The sequence below is a fragment of the Klebsiella pneumoniae subsp. pneumoniae HS11286 genome (assembly GCF_000240185.1).
In the GTDB taxonomy this organism is placed as follows: domain Bacteria; phylum Pseudomonadota; class Gammaproteobacteria; order Enterobacterales; family Enterobacteriaceae; genus Klebsiella; species Klebsiella pneumoniae.
On the sequence record NC_016845.1, the window covers coordinates 4,322,516 to 4,336,310 of the forward strand.

The 13,795-nt window shown below is 61.9% G+C and carries 9 protein-coding genes; all 9 read right to left on the reverse strand.

What is annotated here, in order from left to right:
• Positions 1-7: 7 nt before the first annotated feature.
• Positions 8-3,496: an exonuclease V subunit beta gene (locus KPHS_42920; RefSeq protein YP_005228592.1), complete on the reverse strand. Its 3,489-nt coding sequence runs from the start codon at positions 3,494-3,496 to the stop codon at positions 8-10.
• Positions 3,493-6,345 carry a protease III gene (locus tag KPHS_42930; protein ID YP_005228593.1) on the reverse strand — a complete coding sequence of 951 codons (2,853 nt, stop codon included), beginning with the start codon at positions 6,343-6,345 and terminating at the stop codon, positions 3,493-3,495. The genes KPHS_42920 and KPHS_42930 overlap by 4 nt, the downstream gene beginning before the upstream one ends.
• Before the next feature lie 153 nt (positions 6,346-6,498).
• A complete protein-coding gene (locus KPHS_42940) occupies positions 6,499-9,876 on the reverse strand; it encodes an exonuclease V (RecBCD complex) subunit gamma (protein ID YP_005228594.1) in 3,378 nt (1,125 codons plus the stop codon).
• Between the two features lie 12 nt (positions 9,877-9,888).
• A complete protein-coding gene (locus KPHS_42950; protein ID YP_005228595.1) occupies positions 9,889-10,212 on the reverse strand; it encodes a prepilin-type N-terminal cleavage/methylation domain-containing protein in 324 nt (107 codons plus the stop codon).
• The gene (locus KPHS_42960) at positions 10,197-10,604 is read right to left on the reverse strand and encodes a DUF2509 family protein (RefSeq protein ID YP_005228596.1); all 408 of its coding nucleotides are present in this window, start codon (positions 10,602-10,604) and stop codon (positions 10,197-10,199) included. The genes KPHS_42950 and KPHS_42960 overlap by 16 nt, the downstream gene beginning before the upstream one ends.
• Positions 10,601-11,158, reverse strand: coding sequence for a prepilin peptidase dependent protein B (locus tag KPHS_42970; RefSeq protein ID YP_005228597.1), 558 nt, complete (start codon positions 11,156-11,158; stop codon positions 10,601-10,603). Before KPHS_42970 ends, KPHS_42960 begins: the two co-directional genes overlap by 4 nt.
• Positions 11,155-11,706 carry a prepilin peptidase-dependent protein A gene (locus KPHS_42980; RefSeq protein ID YP_005228598.1) on the reverse strand — a complete coding sequence of 184 codons (552 nt, stop codon included), beginning with the start codon at positions 11,704-11,706 and terminating at the stop codon, positions 11,155-11,157. Before KPHS_42980 ends, KPHS_42970 begins: the two co-directional genes overlap by 4 nt.
• A gap of 185 nt (positions 11,707-11,891) precedes the next feature.
• Positions 11,892-12,686, reverse strand: a complete 795-nt coding sequence (locus tag KPHS_42990; protein ID YP_005228599.1) for a thymidylate synthase — start codon at positions 12,684-12,686, stop codon at positions 11,892-11,894.
• A gap of 6 nt (positions 12,687-12,692) precedes the next feature.
• Entirely contained in the window at positions 12,693-13,568 is an 876-nt protein-coding gene (locus tag KPHS_43000; RefSeq protein YP_005228600.1) for a prolipoprotein diacylglyceryl transferase, read from the reverse strand.
• Positions 13,569-13,795: the final 227 nt, after the last annotated feature.

Genomic DNA, 13,795 nt, shown 5'->3' on the forward strand with positions numbered 1-13,795 from the left:
CAGACCGTCAATCAGCGGTCGCACCGGCCGGGTGGTGAAGATCCCCTGCCCCCCCTCCTCGCCCGTCCATGCCGCGCAGGAAAAGATAAATCACGCCGCCGAAGTGGCGGTCATAGTCATAATCGGCCAGCCGGTGGCGCAGATAGCGGTGCAGCGCCAGGCTATACAGCTGATACTGTAGATCGTAGCGGTGGGCACGCATCGCCTGCTCCATCGCCGGCCGGGTGTAGGCCTCGCGATCTTCCCCCAGCCAGTTGGATTTGTAATCCAGCAGGTAATAACGGCCTTCGTGACGGAAGACCAGATCGATAAAGCCCTTCAGCATGCCGCGCACCTGGCGGAAATCCAGCGGCGGCGTGTCGGCAGAGAGGGGATCGTACTGGCGGATAAGCGCGTCAAGGCGCTCCGCCGTCAGCAGCTGGGCGATGGGCAGGTAAAATGCCATCTCCACCTGTTTATCCCGCGCCGCAAGCTGATTGAGCGCGATATCCGGCCCCGGCAGGCGGGTCTTCAGCACGCCCCCCAGCCAGTCGGTCAGCACCGGCGCCCACTGCGCGTCAAACCCGCTCAGCTGCAGCTTCTCCGCCATCCACCCTTCCGGCACCGGCTGGGTGAAGTCCAGCTCCTCAAACAGGCTGTGCAGGAAGGTCCCCGGCGCGGCGCCGCGCGGGAACTGGTGCGGAGTCAGCTGCGGCTCTTCCACGACTTCGCCGACGCCGGCGGCATCAACATCCAGACGCGGCAGCAAATCCTGCCCGCCGCTGAAACCATGCTGCTGCAGTCCGGAGTAACTGGTCACCCGCCAGTCGTCGGCGATGCGGCGCTGCAGCTCGCGCGCCGACAATCGCGGGATGGTCGCCGCGGGCGCCTGCCACGGGGTGAGATCCAGTTCGCCCGGAATCTGTAATGCAATATCGCCATGACAGAAGTCCGCCAGCCGCGCAGCCAGCCCGGCGGCGTCCATGGCTTCGCCCGCCTGCAGCAGCCGTCCCAGCGCGCTGAGGTGGAAATCGCTGTTGCCGGATTTCCGGCTGCTGAGCGGCGCCACGCCGAGGCTGCAGTGCCAGACCGCGCGGGTCAGGGCCACGTACAGCAGGCGCAGATCTTCCGCCAGTCGTTCCGCCTCCGCCAGCTCGAGGCTGGCCTCATCCTGGCCCAGATCCAGCACCGCCGCGAACGTCTCGCGATCGTGGTAAAACGCCTGGTCCTGTTTACGAAACCGGGCGATAAACGGCAGCCAGACCAGGGGGTATTCCAGCCCTTTTGACTTGTGAATGGTGACAATTTGCACCAGGTGCTTATCGCTTTCGAGACGCATCTGCTGGCTGGCGGCGTTGCTGTCCGGCTCGGCGATATGCTGCGCCAGCCAGCGCACCAGGGCATGCTCGCTTTCCAGCTGGCTGGCCGCCTCCTGCAGCAGTTCGCTGATGTGCAGAATGTCGGTTAAGCGCCGCTCGCCGCCGCGTGTCGCCAGTAGATTCTCGGCTATATGTCGGGCTGTCATCAACGCCCGCAGCATCGGCATCACTCCGCGCTGCCGCCAAATCTGGCGGTATTCGCTAAACTCTTCCACCAGCGCGTCCCACGCCTGCTCATCCTGGTTCAGGTTTTCAATATCCAGCGCGGTCAGGCCAAACATCGACGTCGCCAGCGCGCTGCGCAGGGTATTTTCCCGCTCCGGGGCCAGCACCGCCTGCAATAGCCAGAGCAGCTCCTGGGCCTCAAGCGTCTCAAAAACGCTGTCGCGGTTGGAGAGGTAGACTGAGGGAATGCCCAGCGTCTGCAGCGCTTCACGCACCTGCGCCGCCTCCAGCCGGTTGCGCACCAGCACGGTAATATCCGAAGCCTGTACCGGGCGCGAGGTTTCCCCGCGCCACAGCAGCGCGCGCCCCCGCTGACCGGCGCTCAGCCAGTCGCGGATCTGCGTGGCGCAGAGCTGCGCCATAAAGGTCTGATAATCGCCAGACCCGACAGTGTCGCCGGGCATCAGCCAGACGTTCATCGCCGGTACGTCCGCCGCGTCAACGGTAAAGCGCAGCCCCTTGTTCTTCGCCGCCGCCTTCACCGGCAGGAACGGGATCTCGTGGAACATGAAGGGGTTATCGCTGAGGCTGAACAGCCGATTGACGCTGCCCACCATGCCCGGCGAGGAGCGCCAGTTGGTATCGAGGGTGTAGTGCGCGGCAACGTCGCCGCGCGCTTTCATATAGGTAAAGATATCGGCGCCGCGAAAGGCGTAGATGGCCTGCTTGGGATCGCCGATCAGCAGCAGAGCCGTCTCCGGCTGCCGGCGCCAGATGCGGCGAAAAATCCGGTACTGCTGAGGGTCGGTGTCCTGAAATTCATCGATCATCGCCACCGGAAAACGCTGGCGAATGGCGCTGGCCAGCGTCTCGCCGCTGTCGCCGCGCAGCGCCTCGTCAAGCCGGCTGAGCATATCGTCAAACCCCAGCTCGCCGCGGCGGCGCTTTTCGCGGGCGACCGCATCGCGGATCTCGACCATCGCTCTCGCCAGCACCAGATCGGTGAGCGTCAGCGAGGAGGCCAGCAACGACTCTACGGCGCTAAACAGGGGATGCACCGGCGGTTCGCCACCGGCTTTGGTGCGCTCGAGCAGAAACGACTGGGCAAATTTCTCCAGCGCGTCGGGCAGTTGGTAGCTTAACGTCTCTTCCTGCGCCCAGGCGTTCACTTTCTCCATCCACTTGCCCTGGTTGCCGCGATTAAACTTCCGCCGGTCAAGGCCGGAATTTTCCAGCACGCCTTCGATCTCGCCCACCTGCTCGCGCCACTGCTGCTTGAGCGAGTCAATGCGGGCGATGATCTGCTGATGGCGTTCGGCCAGCGTCTCGTTAGGGGCTGGCGGCGACTTAAGCTGCGGCGCTTCGCCCTGCAGCCAGCGGTCAAGGGACTTCAGCAGATCGCGCGGCCCTTTCCAGACGTCGTGGATCACCGCCGCGATATCGCGGGTCAGGGGATAGCAGTGGCGGCGCCAGAAATCGGCGCAGGCCTGATAGCGCAGGCGGGATTCATCCTCGATCAGCTGTTGCTCGAACAGCATGCCCGACTCGAAGGCGTTAAGGCTCAGCATCCGTTGGCAAAAGCCGTGGATGGTGAATACCGCCGCCTCGTCCATCTGCCGTTCAGCCAGCAGCAGCGTCTTCGCGGCGTCGTCTTTATCGGCGATCTCCGCCAACAACGCGCTGTAGAGCGGATTGTCGGATTCGCCGCGCAGGCAGGCGATGCGCAGTTCGTGGATGTTGCTGCGGATACGGCCGCGCAGCTCTTCGGTCGCCGCCTCGGTAAAGGTCACCACCAGCAGTTCTTCAACGCTGATGGCGCGGGGATAGGCGGCCTCACCGCCCAGCCCCAACAGCAGCCGCAGATACAGCGCGGCGATGGTAAAGGTTTTTCCGGTGCCCGCAGAGGCTTCTATCAGGCGCTCGCCGATCAGGGGCAAGCGCAGGGGATCCAAAGACTCAGCGGTGTCGGTCATTCATTCTCTCGCATCAGGGGTAAGGATTGCTGCAATGCGCTGACGTTTTCCCACACTTTGCCGCCTTTCGGCTGGGCATAGTCCGCTTTGCCATTCTGGCTACCGGAAATCTGGGACAAGATCGTCATGCCCTGCGGATCCACCACCGTCTGATGGAAGAAGTCGGCAAGTTTTTGCGGCGTCAGCAGTTTAATCTGAGCCACTACTTTATCACGTGAATCAAAACGCATATTACCGCGATCGAAATCTTTGCTCAGTTTCGAGGCTTCATCGCCCAGCGTCTGCGGCGCCTGCAGCATCTGGCTTATCACCGCCTGCTGGAGCTGAGCAAACTCTTCCGGCTTCATCGCCCGCAGCTTCGCCTCCGCGGTGGGGAAGAAGGCCTGGAACCGCTGCCAGAGGAAGGCCGGCTGCTTATCGCTACTCTGCAGCAGGAAGCCCATGCCCCACTGGCGCCCCACGTTCATCGGGAAGGCAAAGACCGCGTAGCCGAGCTGCTCTTCAGTACGCAGCTGGTTGTAGAACCACGGCTGAATGATCTGCCCCAGCAGGGTGCTGGCGGCGGTGCTACTGAACTCATCCACGTTGGGCGGCGCAAACACCGCGGCCAGCGCGGAGTCGGTGCTGTTGCCCGCTTTATTGAAGATCGCCAGCTGCTGCCGATTCACCACCACGTCTTTATTGCGGCACCATTCGTTGCCGTCAGCGCCCAGCTGCTGCTGGATCTGGCGGGCCAGCGTCGTGGCGGCATCGGCGGTCATATTGCCTATCACCATCAGTTCAGGACGCCCCCTGGTTTTCAGGTTGGCGCGGTAGTTGAGCACCTCTTTAAGGGTAATGGAGGGCAGCAGCGCCCGGCGCACTTCGCGCTGGAAGTACGGCACCTGCGAGACCATCTGGATCGGCATAATCGCCTGATCGTAGGCTTTGCCTTTCTCGGCGGAATCCATCATCTGCGCATACCAGGATTTGGCCTGCTCCAGCTGCTCCTCGGTCGGCGTATAGCTGAAGTATCCCTGCAACAGATCGCTGAACAGCGCCGGAAGATGCTGGGTATAGCCGTTGGCATTGACCATTAATCCGTTATTAGCGCCGGTAGAGAACGAAATGCCGCCGACCGCCGCCTGGTTACTGAGCTGGTCGAGGGCGATGCCGGCGAGATAATCGTTGAGGGCAAACATCACCTGCCGGCGAGCGCTGTCCATCGCCTGAGGGTTACGCAGCACCAGGGAGATGTCCGCCTTCGGCTCGCTGGCAAAATACTGGCTCGGGGCATACACCACCCGCAGCGTCGGTTCATCCAGGATCAGCTGCGGATGCGGCCAGGCTTTATCGCTTTTGATAAGGGTGAAGTCATCCGGAATATAGGGGTTGAGCGCCGGCAGCCGCAGCTGGATGGCCTGCGATTTGTGCTGCCAGTCAGCGAACGTCTGCTCGCTAATCTTATCCACCTGATACGGCGCATCGACAAAGTAGGCCGTCTTGTTATGCGGCTCCTGGGGGCTGATATACCAGATACGGGCGTTCTGCGGGGTCATCATCGCCAGCCGGTCTTTGATCGCCTGCGGGTCGTACTGGTCGGCAATATTCACCACGTCCAGCGCATGCTCGACCGGCACCCGGATCATGGTGTCCGCCAGCCATTCCACGTAGTCCATGTCGCGGTTGATCGACGGATAGCGGAAATCCAGCGCCAGCACATGCGCCAGTTCGTCGAAATAGCGTTTGTCGATGCCCTGAGTACGCAGGAGGTCGAGGTAGCTGAAAATGGCCGCCGTCACTTCATCGCGGTGCGCCAGGCCTTTGTCGGTGAGGGTGGCTGAGATCGCCAGTACGCCGCTGTTGCCGTTTACCACCGGATCGGAATCGGCGCGGATACCTTCCGCCAGACCCTGTTTTTGCAACCAGTCAGAGAGCGTGCCCGGGCTGCGGTTGCCGATAAGATAGGTGACCAGCTCATCGGTTTTGCTGCGGAAGCGATCGCTGTTGTTGTCGATGCGAAACTCGACGCGCAGCACTTTACGCGGCATCGCCGGCACATAGTGAATAATGATGCCTTTTTGCGCATCCGTGACCACCGGGACGGTAATTTCCGGCCTGCTGATCTGACGATTCGGCACGCGGCCAAAGGTGTCCGCAGCCATGCGCGCCAGCGCCGGCAACGGCTTGTTGCTGTAGATCACCGCTTTCATCAGATTGGCGGAGTACCAGCTATCGCGGAAGGTGTGCAGCGCATCAAGCACCGGGCTGCCGGGCTTATCGCTGAGCGTCTCGAGGTTGCCACCCGAGAAGTGGGCCGCCGGGTGAGCCGGGTTGATGGTCTCCGCGCTGACCTGGGCCATGCGCATCCCGTCTCGCGTCCGGGCCATCGTCAGCTCGGCGTTGACCGCGTTACGTTCGCGGTCGGCATATTTTTTATCCAGCAGCGGCGCGGCGATGGCGTCGGCCAGGCGATCTACGGCCCCGTCCAGCGCATCATTTTCCACTTCAAGATAAAACGCGGTGCGGTAGGGCGCGGTACTGGCGTTATGGCTGCCGCCGTGCAGCTTAAGAAACTCTGCAAGGCTGTCAGGCTGGGGATATTTTTGCGACCCCATCAGCGTCATATGTTCCAGAAAATGCGCCAGCCCCTGATGATCTGCCGGATCCTGCAGGGATCCCACCGGCACCACCAGCGCCGACAGCGATTTCACCGCCTGCGGATCGGAAACCAGCAGCACGACCATGTCGTTATCAAGGCGGATCGCCTGATACTGACGCGTATCTTTTTCGCTTTTGCGGATCGTCTCCTGAATCGGCTGCCATCCGGTGTCGGCCTGACTAAACGGCGCCCAGAGGGCGGCCAGCACAACAAAAACCTTGAACCATAAACTGCGGGGCATTCACGAACCTCATCATTAACAAACTTGCGCTGCACAGCGTGCAGCCTTTTATGTCCATCAGTCCGTGATACGTTGCGCATATTAAATGAACCGTCATTCACTGCGCAATTTTTATACTATTTAAATTTGTGTGGACCGATGGTAACGATATAGCGGTAACAGATAACGCTGCGTCTGGGCAATGATTTCTTCGTAATGCGCCGGCTCCAGCGAACGCCACAGGCGTTGATACCAGATATCGGCGCCCTCCCCGCTGACCACCATGTTCCCTTCGTAGGTCTGCAGGAATTTGCTCCGCGCTTTCTGCTGCGTCTCTTCGTCCATTAAGATGACATCCTTTTCGGCGTCGTAACAGGCTTTCAGCCAGGCGCCACCGCTTTCCGGCAGCAGCAGCAGCGGCTGCGACATCCCCAGCAAATAGCCATCCACCAGCTCGTTAAGGTACGCCTGCGCCTCGGCGGGCGCCAGCGCCGGAAAGCGCCACTCTCCCTCTTTCCGCACAAACAGCCGGCTCTCGCCGGTGCCGCCGCTGGAGCAGTAGACAAGGTGTTCCAGCCAAAGTTGCATCCCCTGGGAGACGCTCAGCAGCGAAGGCCGCCAGCGCAGCAGACCGTCCGGCTGCACCTGCTGCAGCCAGCCGGTCAGGTTCACGCCGCCGCACTGCAGATCGATCTCCATGCTCTGCGCCTGCTGGCGCTCGGCCATCACCCGCTCGGCCAGCGCCTGCATCTCCAGGCGCTGCGTCTCCCAGACCAGCTCGCCAAAGGCGCCATACGGCAGCTCGCCGGCGGCGCGAAAGCGGCGGAACATAGCCGAGACGTCCTGCTCCTCAATAAGCGTATTGAGCAGTTGCTGATTCAGTTGATAACGGCTCAGCCCTTCAAGAGTGAACGGCTCGTCGTCTGGAATATCGTCCTCTTCGGCGCGGAAATTGACCCGCAAACGCTGCTGAAAGAACGCGCGTACCGGGTGCTGCCAGAAGCGCAGAAGCTGATCGAACGGCAGGCTGTCAATCGGCGGCGCGGTGAGCGGCTGTATAAAATCGCTATGCGCCTCTCCCTGCTGGCCGGCGGCCGCCAGCCATTCACGAGCGTAGCTCTTGTTCTCGTCTTCCTGGAAATTGGCAACGTCGAACGGCATGCGCGTATGCAGATGGGTGATATGGGCTTTAACCCGCGCTTCGCTGGCGTCGCAGTCAAGCTCTTCGTCACCGGCGAGACAGTGGCTCTGGCCGATATAATCCACCAGCTCCTGCACCAGCACCGAAGGAAAACGCTCGCTGTTGTCCTGGATCGAACGGCCGATATAGCTGATATACAGCGTCTGCTCGGCGGACATCAGCGCTTCGAGGAACAGATAGCGGTCATCATCGCGCCGGCTGCGGTCGCCGCGCTGCGGCTTCTGGCTCATTAAATCAAAGCCCAGCGGCGGTAGCGTGCGCGGATAAACCCCGTCATTCATCCCCAGCAGGCACACCACCTTAAAGGGGATCGAACGCATCGGCATCAGGGTACAGATATTGACCGGGCCGGCAAGAAAGCGCTGGCTGATCCGCTGCTGATCGAGGCGCTGGGCCAGCTCATCGCGCAGCAGCGTCAGCGGCACCTGCTCGCCATACTGCGCCTCCAGACCGCTATCAATAACCGCCAGCCACTGCTGCTCAATCAGCGCCAGCGCCGCTTCGGTCTCACTGTCCGGCAGGAAAAAGTCATTCAGCAGATCGCGACAGACCGGCAGCCACTCCGCCAGCGGCCGCTGCTGGGCCAGGCCGCGTCGCCACAGATTAAGCTGCATCAGCAGCGACGCGAGGTTGCCCACCAGCTCGGCGATCAAACCGCTGGATTCGTCATACGGCAGCACCGACTGCCATTCTCCCTCGCGGCTGTCCATCGCGTAGCCCAACAGCATGCGGGTGAGGCCGAACCGCCAGGTATGCTGCCCGGTCGCCGGCAGGTCCAGCTCACGGACGTTGTCGTCATCCATTCCCCAGCGGACGCCGGACTCGTTCACCCACTGGCGCAGGTAGCGCAGCCCTTCTTCCGTGATATTAAAGCGCGCCGCCAGCACCGGGACGTCCAGCAGCGCCAGCACATCTTCACTGGCGAAGCGGCTGTCCGGCAGTGAGAGCAGCGTAATAAACGCCTGCAGCACCGGGTGCGACTCTCGGGCGCGACGGTCGGAGATCGCCCACGGCAGCCAGCGATCGCCGCTGGCGGCGCCAAACACCGCCTGTATATAGGGGCTGTAGCTGTCGATATCCGCCACCATGACGATGATATCCCGCGGCGTGAGCGTCGGATCCGCCTCCAGCATCGCCAGTAGCCTATCGTGCAGAACCTCCACTTCGCGCTGCGGACTGTGGCAGACGTGAATGCTCAGACTGCGGTCATCCAGCGTCAGCGGACGTTTGTCGCGACTGTGGGCGAATGCCTCTGCGCTCTGCCCGGCCACCGCCGCGTTGCGTAGTTCAAGGATATCCGACTGCAGGTTATGCAACAGGTTATCGGGGGCGATGTCGACAAAAGCGTCCAGCTCCTCATAGCGCTCCAGCCCCGCCAGCAGGTAGATATAGTCGCGCCCCAGTTTCCCCCAGGAGGCGAGCAACGGGTTGCCGACATCCTGTTCCCCGGCGTCATTAAACAACCCCGGCGCCTGCTCGGTGTCGCGAAACAGGGGTAGCGCGCGCGCCTCGCGGTGATGGCGCCGCTGGCGCGACAGCAGCTTCGCCAGGAACGCCGGATCCTTAATGTCTCCCCAGTAGTAGCGGCAGGGGTTGGTAAACAATACGTAGACATCGACATGCTTACCCAGCGCCTGCAGCGCCTGAAGATAGACCGGCGGCAGCGCGGAAATCCCGCAGATGAAGACGCGCGACGGCAGCCCGGCGGGCGGTTCGTCCGCTTTTTCCAGGGTACTGATAAAGCGCTGGTAGAGATTGGCGCGGTGCCACTGCGGCTGCCCCAGCTCGGCGGTGTAGCTCACCAGCGCCTGCCACAGCGGCGCCTGCCACTGCTGGGCATCGCCGAGACCTTCCACCCGCTGGCCGGCCTCCCAGCGCATCAGCCACTCCGGGCGATAGACGAGGTACTGGTCATAGAGGTCCGCCACCCGGGCGGCCAGCTGAAACAGCTTGCGCTTGTCGCCGTCATCACTCAGATACTGGCGCAGCAGGATAAAATCGTCTTCCTCCAGGTGCTGCGGCAGGAGGGTCATCAGCTTCCAGCTCATGCTCTGCTTGCTGAAGGCGCTTTCGCCCGGAATATCTTTCAGGACGCGCACGAACATATCCCAGATAAAGCTCGCCGGCAGCGGGAACTCGATATTGGCGGCAATCCCAAAGCGCGCGGCCAGGGTCATCTGCAGCCACTGCGCCATGCCGGTACTCTGCACCAGCACCATTTCGGCCTGAAAAGGGTCATCCAGCCGCTGGCGCTCGACGATAAACTCCATCAACGCCTCGAGAACATCCAGCCGGTTTGAGTGGTATACCCTTAACATAATTGCTCCTGACTACTGGCTGACCGGGCAATGCAGCCGGGTCATCTGCACCCGCTTTGCAACGGGTCTACTGATCGTTACCGTGATGCTGACACATCTTTGCCTCGATGTCTGCATACGGCTTACCTGCCCGCGTGCCGGCGACGGCGGCGCGGAGAGCTGGCTATAGCGCCACGCGTCGCGCCACAGTTGACGGGTCTGGTTCAACTGGACAATTCCTTGCGCCATTCCGCGCTGATAGCCGCCCAGCGCGGTGACCGTCAGCACCATCAGCGCCATCGCCAGCACGGTCTCCGGCAGGCTAAACCCCCGCTGACGCTTCAGGGCATTTGACATAAGCTCGCCTCTCTGAGCGGGCAAAAATCGCTCCAGCCGTGGGCGGAAAAACGCACCTGCCCGCCGCGCACCTCGCCGGACTGCCAGACCTGCACCTCGCCGCTGGCGCTGCTGAGCACCAGTGAACCGTCGCCGAAGATACGCAGACAGGCGCGCCAGCCCTGCGGCGCCTGCTCCCGGCAGGCCAGCGCCACCTGCGCCGACCAGACCTGCTGTTTTCCCCACTGCAGCGCGGAATGGGCTATCGCCGTATCGCGGATCGCCTGCGTTTCGCTGGCGGTTTGCGCCAGCAGCACCCGCTGCTGCAGGTTAAGCCCCTCGAGTAACAGGCTGCCGAGGGTCAGCAACAGGAGCACCATCAGCAGCGACGACATTCCACGCTGGCGGATCACAGGTTATACCCCGTCACCCGCTGCTCAACCTCGCTCGTCAGGCCCGTCTGTTGCGCGGAGCGCGCCGCCAGCGTCACGCTCAGCTCCGGCGCGAAGCCCGGGGTGACCTGACGTTGTACCGAGAAGCGCGTCACCACGATGGCGGCCGGGTTGGTGATTTTCTCCCATCCGCCGCCGCGGCAGTCGCTGGCCCCGCGCAGGGTCTCCAGCGCGCCGTCGCGCAGGCGAAAGCCGGTGCTCTCCGCCGCTGCCGCGGGGGAAGTTTCCCATCTCCCGTTGCTGTTCGCATCCCAGCGCACAATCAGACACTCCCCGCCAGCGGCTAGCTCCAGCCCGGCTCCGCCGCACGCTCCCCGGCAGTACCCGGCGCGCTGCAGATGTTTTCCCACGGCATGCACACGCTGCCACAGCTCGTTCTCCAGGGCCAGCTGTTCGCCCTGGCGCAGAATATGACGCTGCAGGGCAGGCAGAAAGCGGCAGGCCCCCATCAGCAGCAGCGAGCCAATGGCCATGGCGATAAGCGCCTCCGCCAGGGAAAATCCGCGGCGGCTCACTGACACCCTCCTGCGCTGTCGCTGCGGCATAAACGAATCCGCCCCCAGTGTGAGATCACAATGCTCCAGCTGCCGGCCGCGCTCTGCAGCCGCAGATTCCCCGCCCAGGCGGTGCTGCGCAGACCATAAAACCCCAGACCAGGCGTAACGCCAGCCAGAGTGATCCCCGGCCAGCGCGGGCGCAGCGTGAAGGATGTCCCCGAGGCGCAGTCAGGCCCCTCCCCCTCCGCGCTCAGGCACCAGCCCACTTCGTCCTGGCCGACGCGAAGCACGCGGTCCCGGTTGTAGGCGTTGGCGTCATCGCGCAGAAAGAGCAGAAAATCCCGCACCTGGACGGCGGTTTGCCACAGTCGTTGCTGCTGCTGCCAGCGCTGCCAGCCGTACAGGCCGCCGACGCTGAGGATCATCATCAGTGTCAGCGTTACCAGGGTTTCCATCAGGGTGTAGCCATGTTCTCTGTTCATGGCGTCGAGTATGCCGCGGCGATTGGCTCTGGCGCGACGACGGAAAATAGCTTTCCCGGCCAGATACGCAAAAAAGCTTTGCATACTCGACAGAAGGACATTTTTTTGCGAGCGTCTACCCAACTTCGCCCACCGCAACCACCTGTGGCCTGGGGGGCAGGAGAAAACAACCTTCTCCCGGTGGTAACGGAAAGCGCTCCCATCGGGTGGTGCGAAGGGCATAAAAAAACCGGCGCCATCGGGCGCCGGTTAGTCAACTCTGCTGGGGGTTAAATCGCCACCGGCGCTTTAATGCCCGGGTGCGGATCGTAACCTTCAATCTCGAAGTCTTCAAAGCGGTAGTCGAAGATCGACGCCGGCTTGCGTTTGATGACCAGCTTCGGCAGCGGACGCGGTTCGCGGCTTAGCTGCAGGTTGGTCTGCTCAAGATGGTTGCTGTACAGATGGGTGTCTCCGCCGGTCCAGACGAAATCACCGACCTGCAGATCGCACTGCTGCGCCACCATATGCACCAGCAGCGCATAGCTGGCGATATTGAACGGCAGGCCGAGGAACACATCGCAGGAACGCTGATACAGCTGGCAGGAGAGCTTGCCGTCGGCGACGTAGAACTGGAAGAAGGCGTGGCACGGCGCCAGCGCCATTTTATCCAGCTCGCCGACGTTCCATGCCGAGACGATGATCCGGCGGGAGTCCGGGTCGTTTTTCAGCTGGTTCATCACCGTGCTGATCTGGTCGATATGGCGGCCGTCCGGCGCAGGCCAGGAACGCCACTGTTTGCCGTAGACCGGCCCCAGGTCGCCATTCTCATCCGCCCACTCGTCCCAGATGGTGACGTTGTTCTCGTGCAGATAGGCGATGTTGGTGTCGCCCTGCAGGAACCACAGCAGTTCATGGATGATGGAGCGTAAATGACAGCGCTTGGTGGTCACCAGCGGGAAGCCTTCCTGCAGGTTAAAACGCATCTGATGGCCGAAAATGGAGATCGTGCCAGTGCCGGTGCGGTCATTTTTTGGCGTGCCCTCGGTGAGCACTTTCTGCATCAAATCAAGATACTGTTTCATGGTTCCTCAAGAATTCTGTTGCTGCGGACGGTGGCGGTAAGCCCAAACCATCATAATGATACCCGCAAGCACCATCGGGATCGAAAGAATCTGCCCCATGCTGATGTACTGCACCCAGCCGCCGGTGAACTGGGCGTCGGGCTGGCGGAAGAATTCCACGATGATGCGGAACAGGCCGTAGCCAATCAGGAACAGACCGGAAACGGAGCCGGTAGGGCGCGGTTTACGGATAAACAGGTTGAGGATCAGGAACAGTACCACGCCTTCCAGCGCCAGCTCGTACAGCTGCGACGCGTGACGCGGCAGCGCGCCGTAGGTATCGAACAGCGATTGCCATTCCGGATGCGTCGGCAGCAGCGCCAGGTCTTCGGCACGGGAGCCCGGGAAAATCATCGTGTAGTGGAAGCTCGGGTCTACGCGGCCCCACAGCTCGCCGTTGATAAAGTTGCCCAGACGCCCGGCGCCAAGACCAAACGGGATCAGCGGCGCGATAAAATCGGAGACCTGGAAGAAGGTGCGTTTGGTGCGTCTGGCGAAGATAATCATCACCAGGATCACGCCGATCAGGCCGCCGTGGAACGACATGCCGCCGTCCCAGACGCGGAACAGATACAGCGGATCGGCAAGAAATACCGGCAGGTTGTAAAACAGCACGTAGCCGATACGGCCGCCCAGGAAGACGCCGAGGAAGCCCGCGTAGAGCAGGTTTTCCACTTCATTTTTCGTCCAGCCGCTGCCCGGACGATTCGCCCGACGGGTGGCCAGCCACATCGCAAAGACAAAGCCCACCAGGTACATCAAACCGTACCAGTGGAGGGAGACCGGGCCTAGAGAAAAAATGACCGGATCGAACTCCGGAAAATGCAGGTAGCCACTATTCATCTGTCACCATAAAGACTTGTTATTCCGCCGAAAGTGGACAGCGGTGATGATCCATACCCGAACAAAACGGGCACGCCGAAGGAGGCGAATCATAGCATAAGCCACAAGAGCGATCCGCGCCGAACGTGTAAAAGATATGTATACGGATGCTAACAGAATGCCGTTTCCCCGGCGGTCCCCTACTTTGCCGGAGGGTGCGAGCAGAGGATCCCCGGGTTACGGCTTAC

Bases quoted from the DNA above. Each gene is read 5' to 3' on its own strand.
- KPHS_42920 (YP_005228592.1), bottom strand. From the start codon at position 3,496: ATGACCGACACCGCTGAGTCTTTGGATCCCCTGCGCTTGCCCCTGATC.
- KPHS_42940 (YP_005228594.1), bottom strand. From the start codon at position 9,876: ATGTTAAGGGTATACCACTCAAACCGGCTGGATGTTCTCGAGGCGTTG.
- KPHS_42950 (YP_005228595.1), bottom strand. From the start codon at position 10,212: ATGTCAAATGCCCTGAAGCGTCAGCGGGGGTTTAGCCTGCCGGAGACC.
- KPHS_42980 (YP_005228598.1), bottom strand. From the start codon at position 11,706: ATGCAAAGCTTTTTTGCGTATCTGGCCGGGAAAGCTATTTTCCGTCGT.
- KPHS_42990 (YP_005228599.1), bottom strand. From the start codon at position 12,686: ATGAAACAGTATCTTGATTTGATGCAGAAAGTGCTCACCGAGGGCACG.
- KPHS_43000 (YP_005228600.1), bottom strand. From the start codon at position 13,568: ATGAATAGTGGCTACCTGCATTTTCCGGAGTTCGATCCGGTCATTTTT.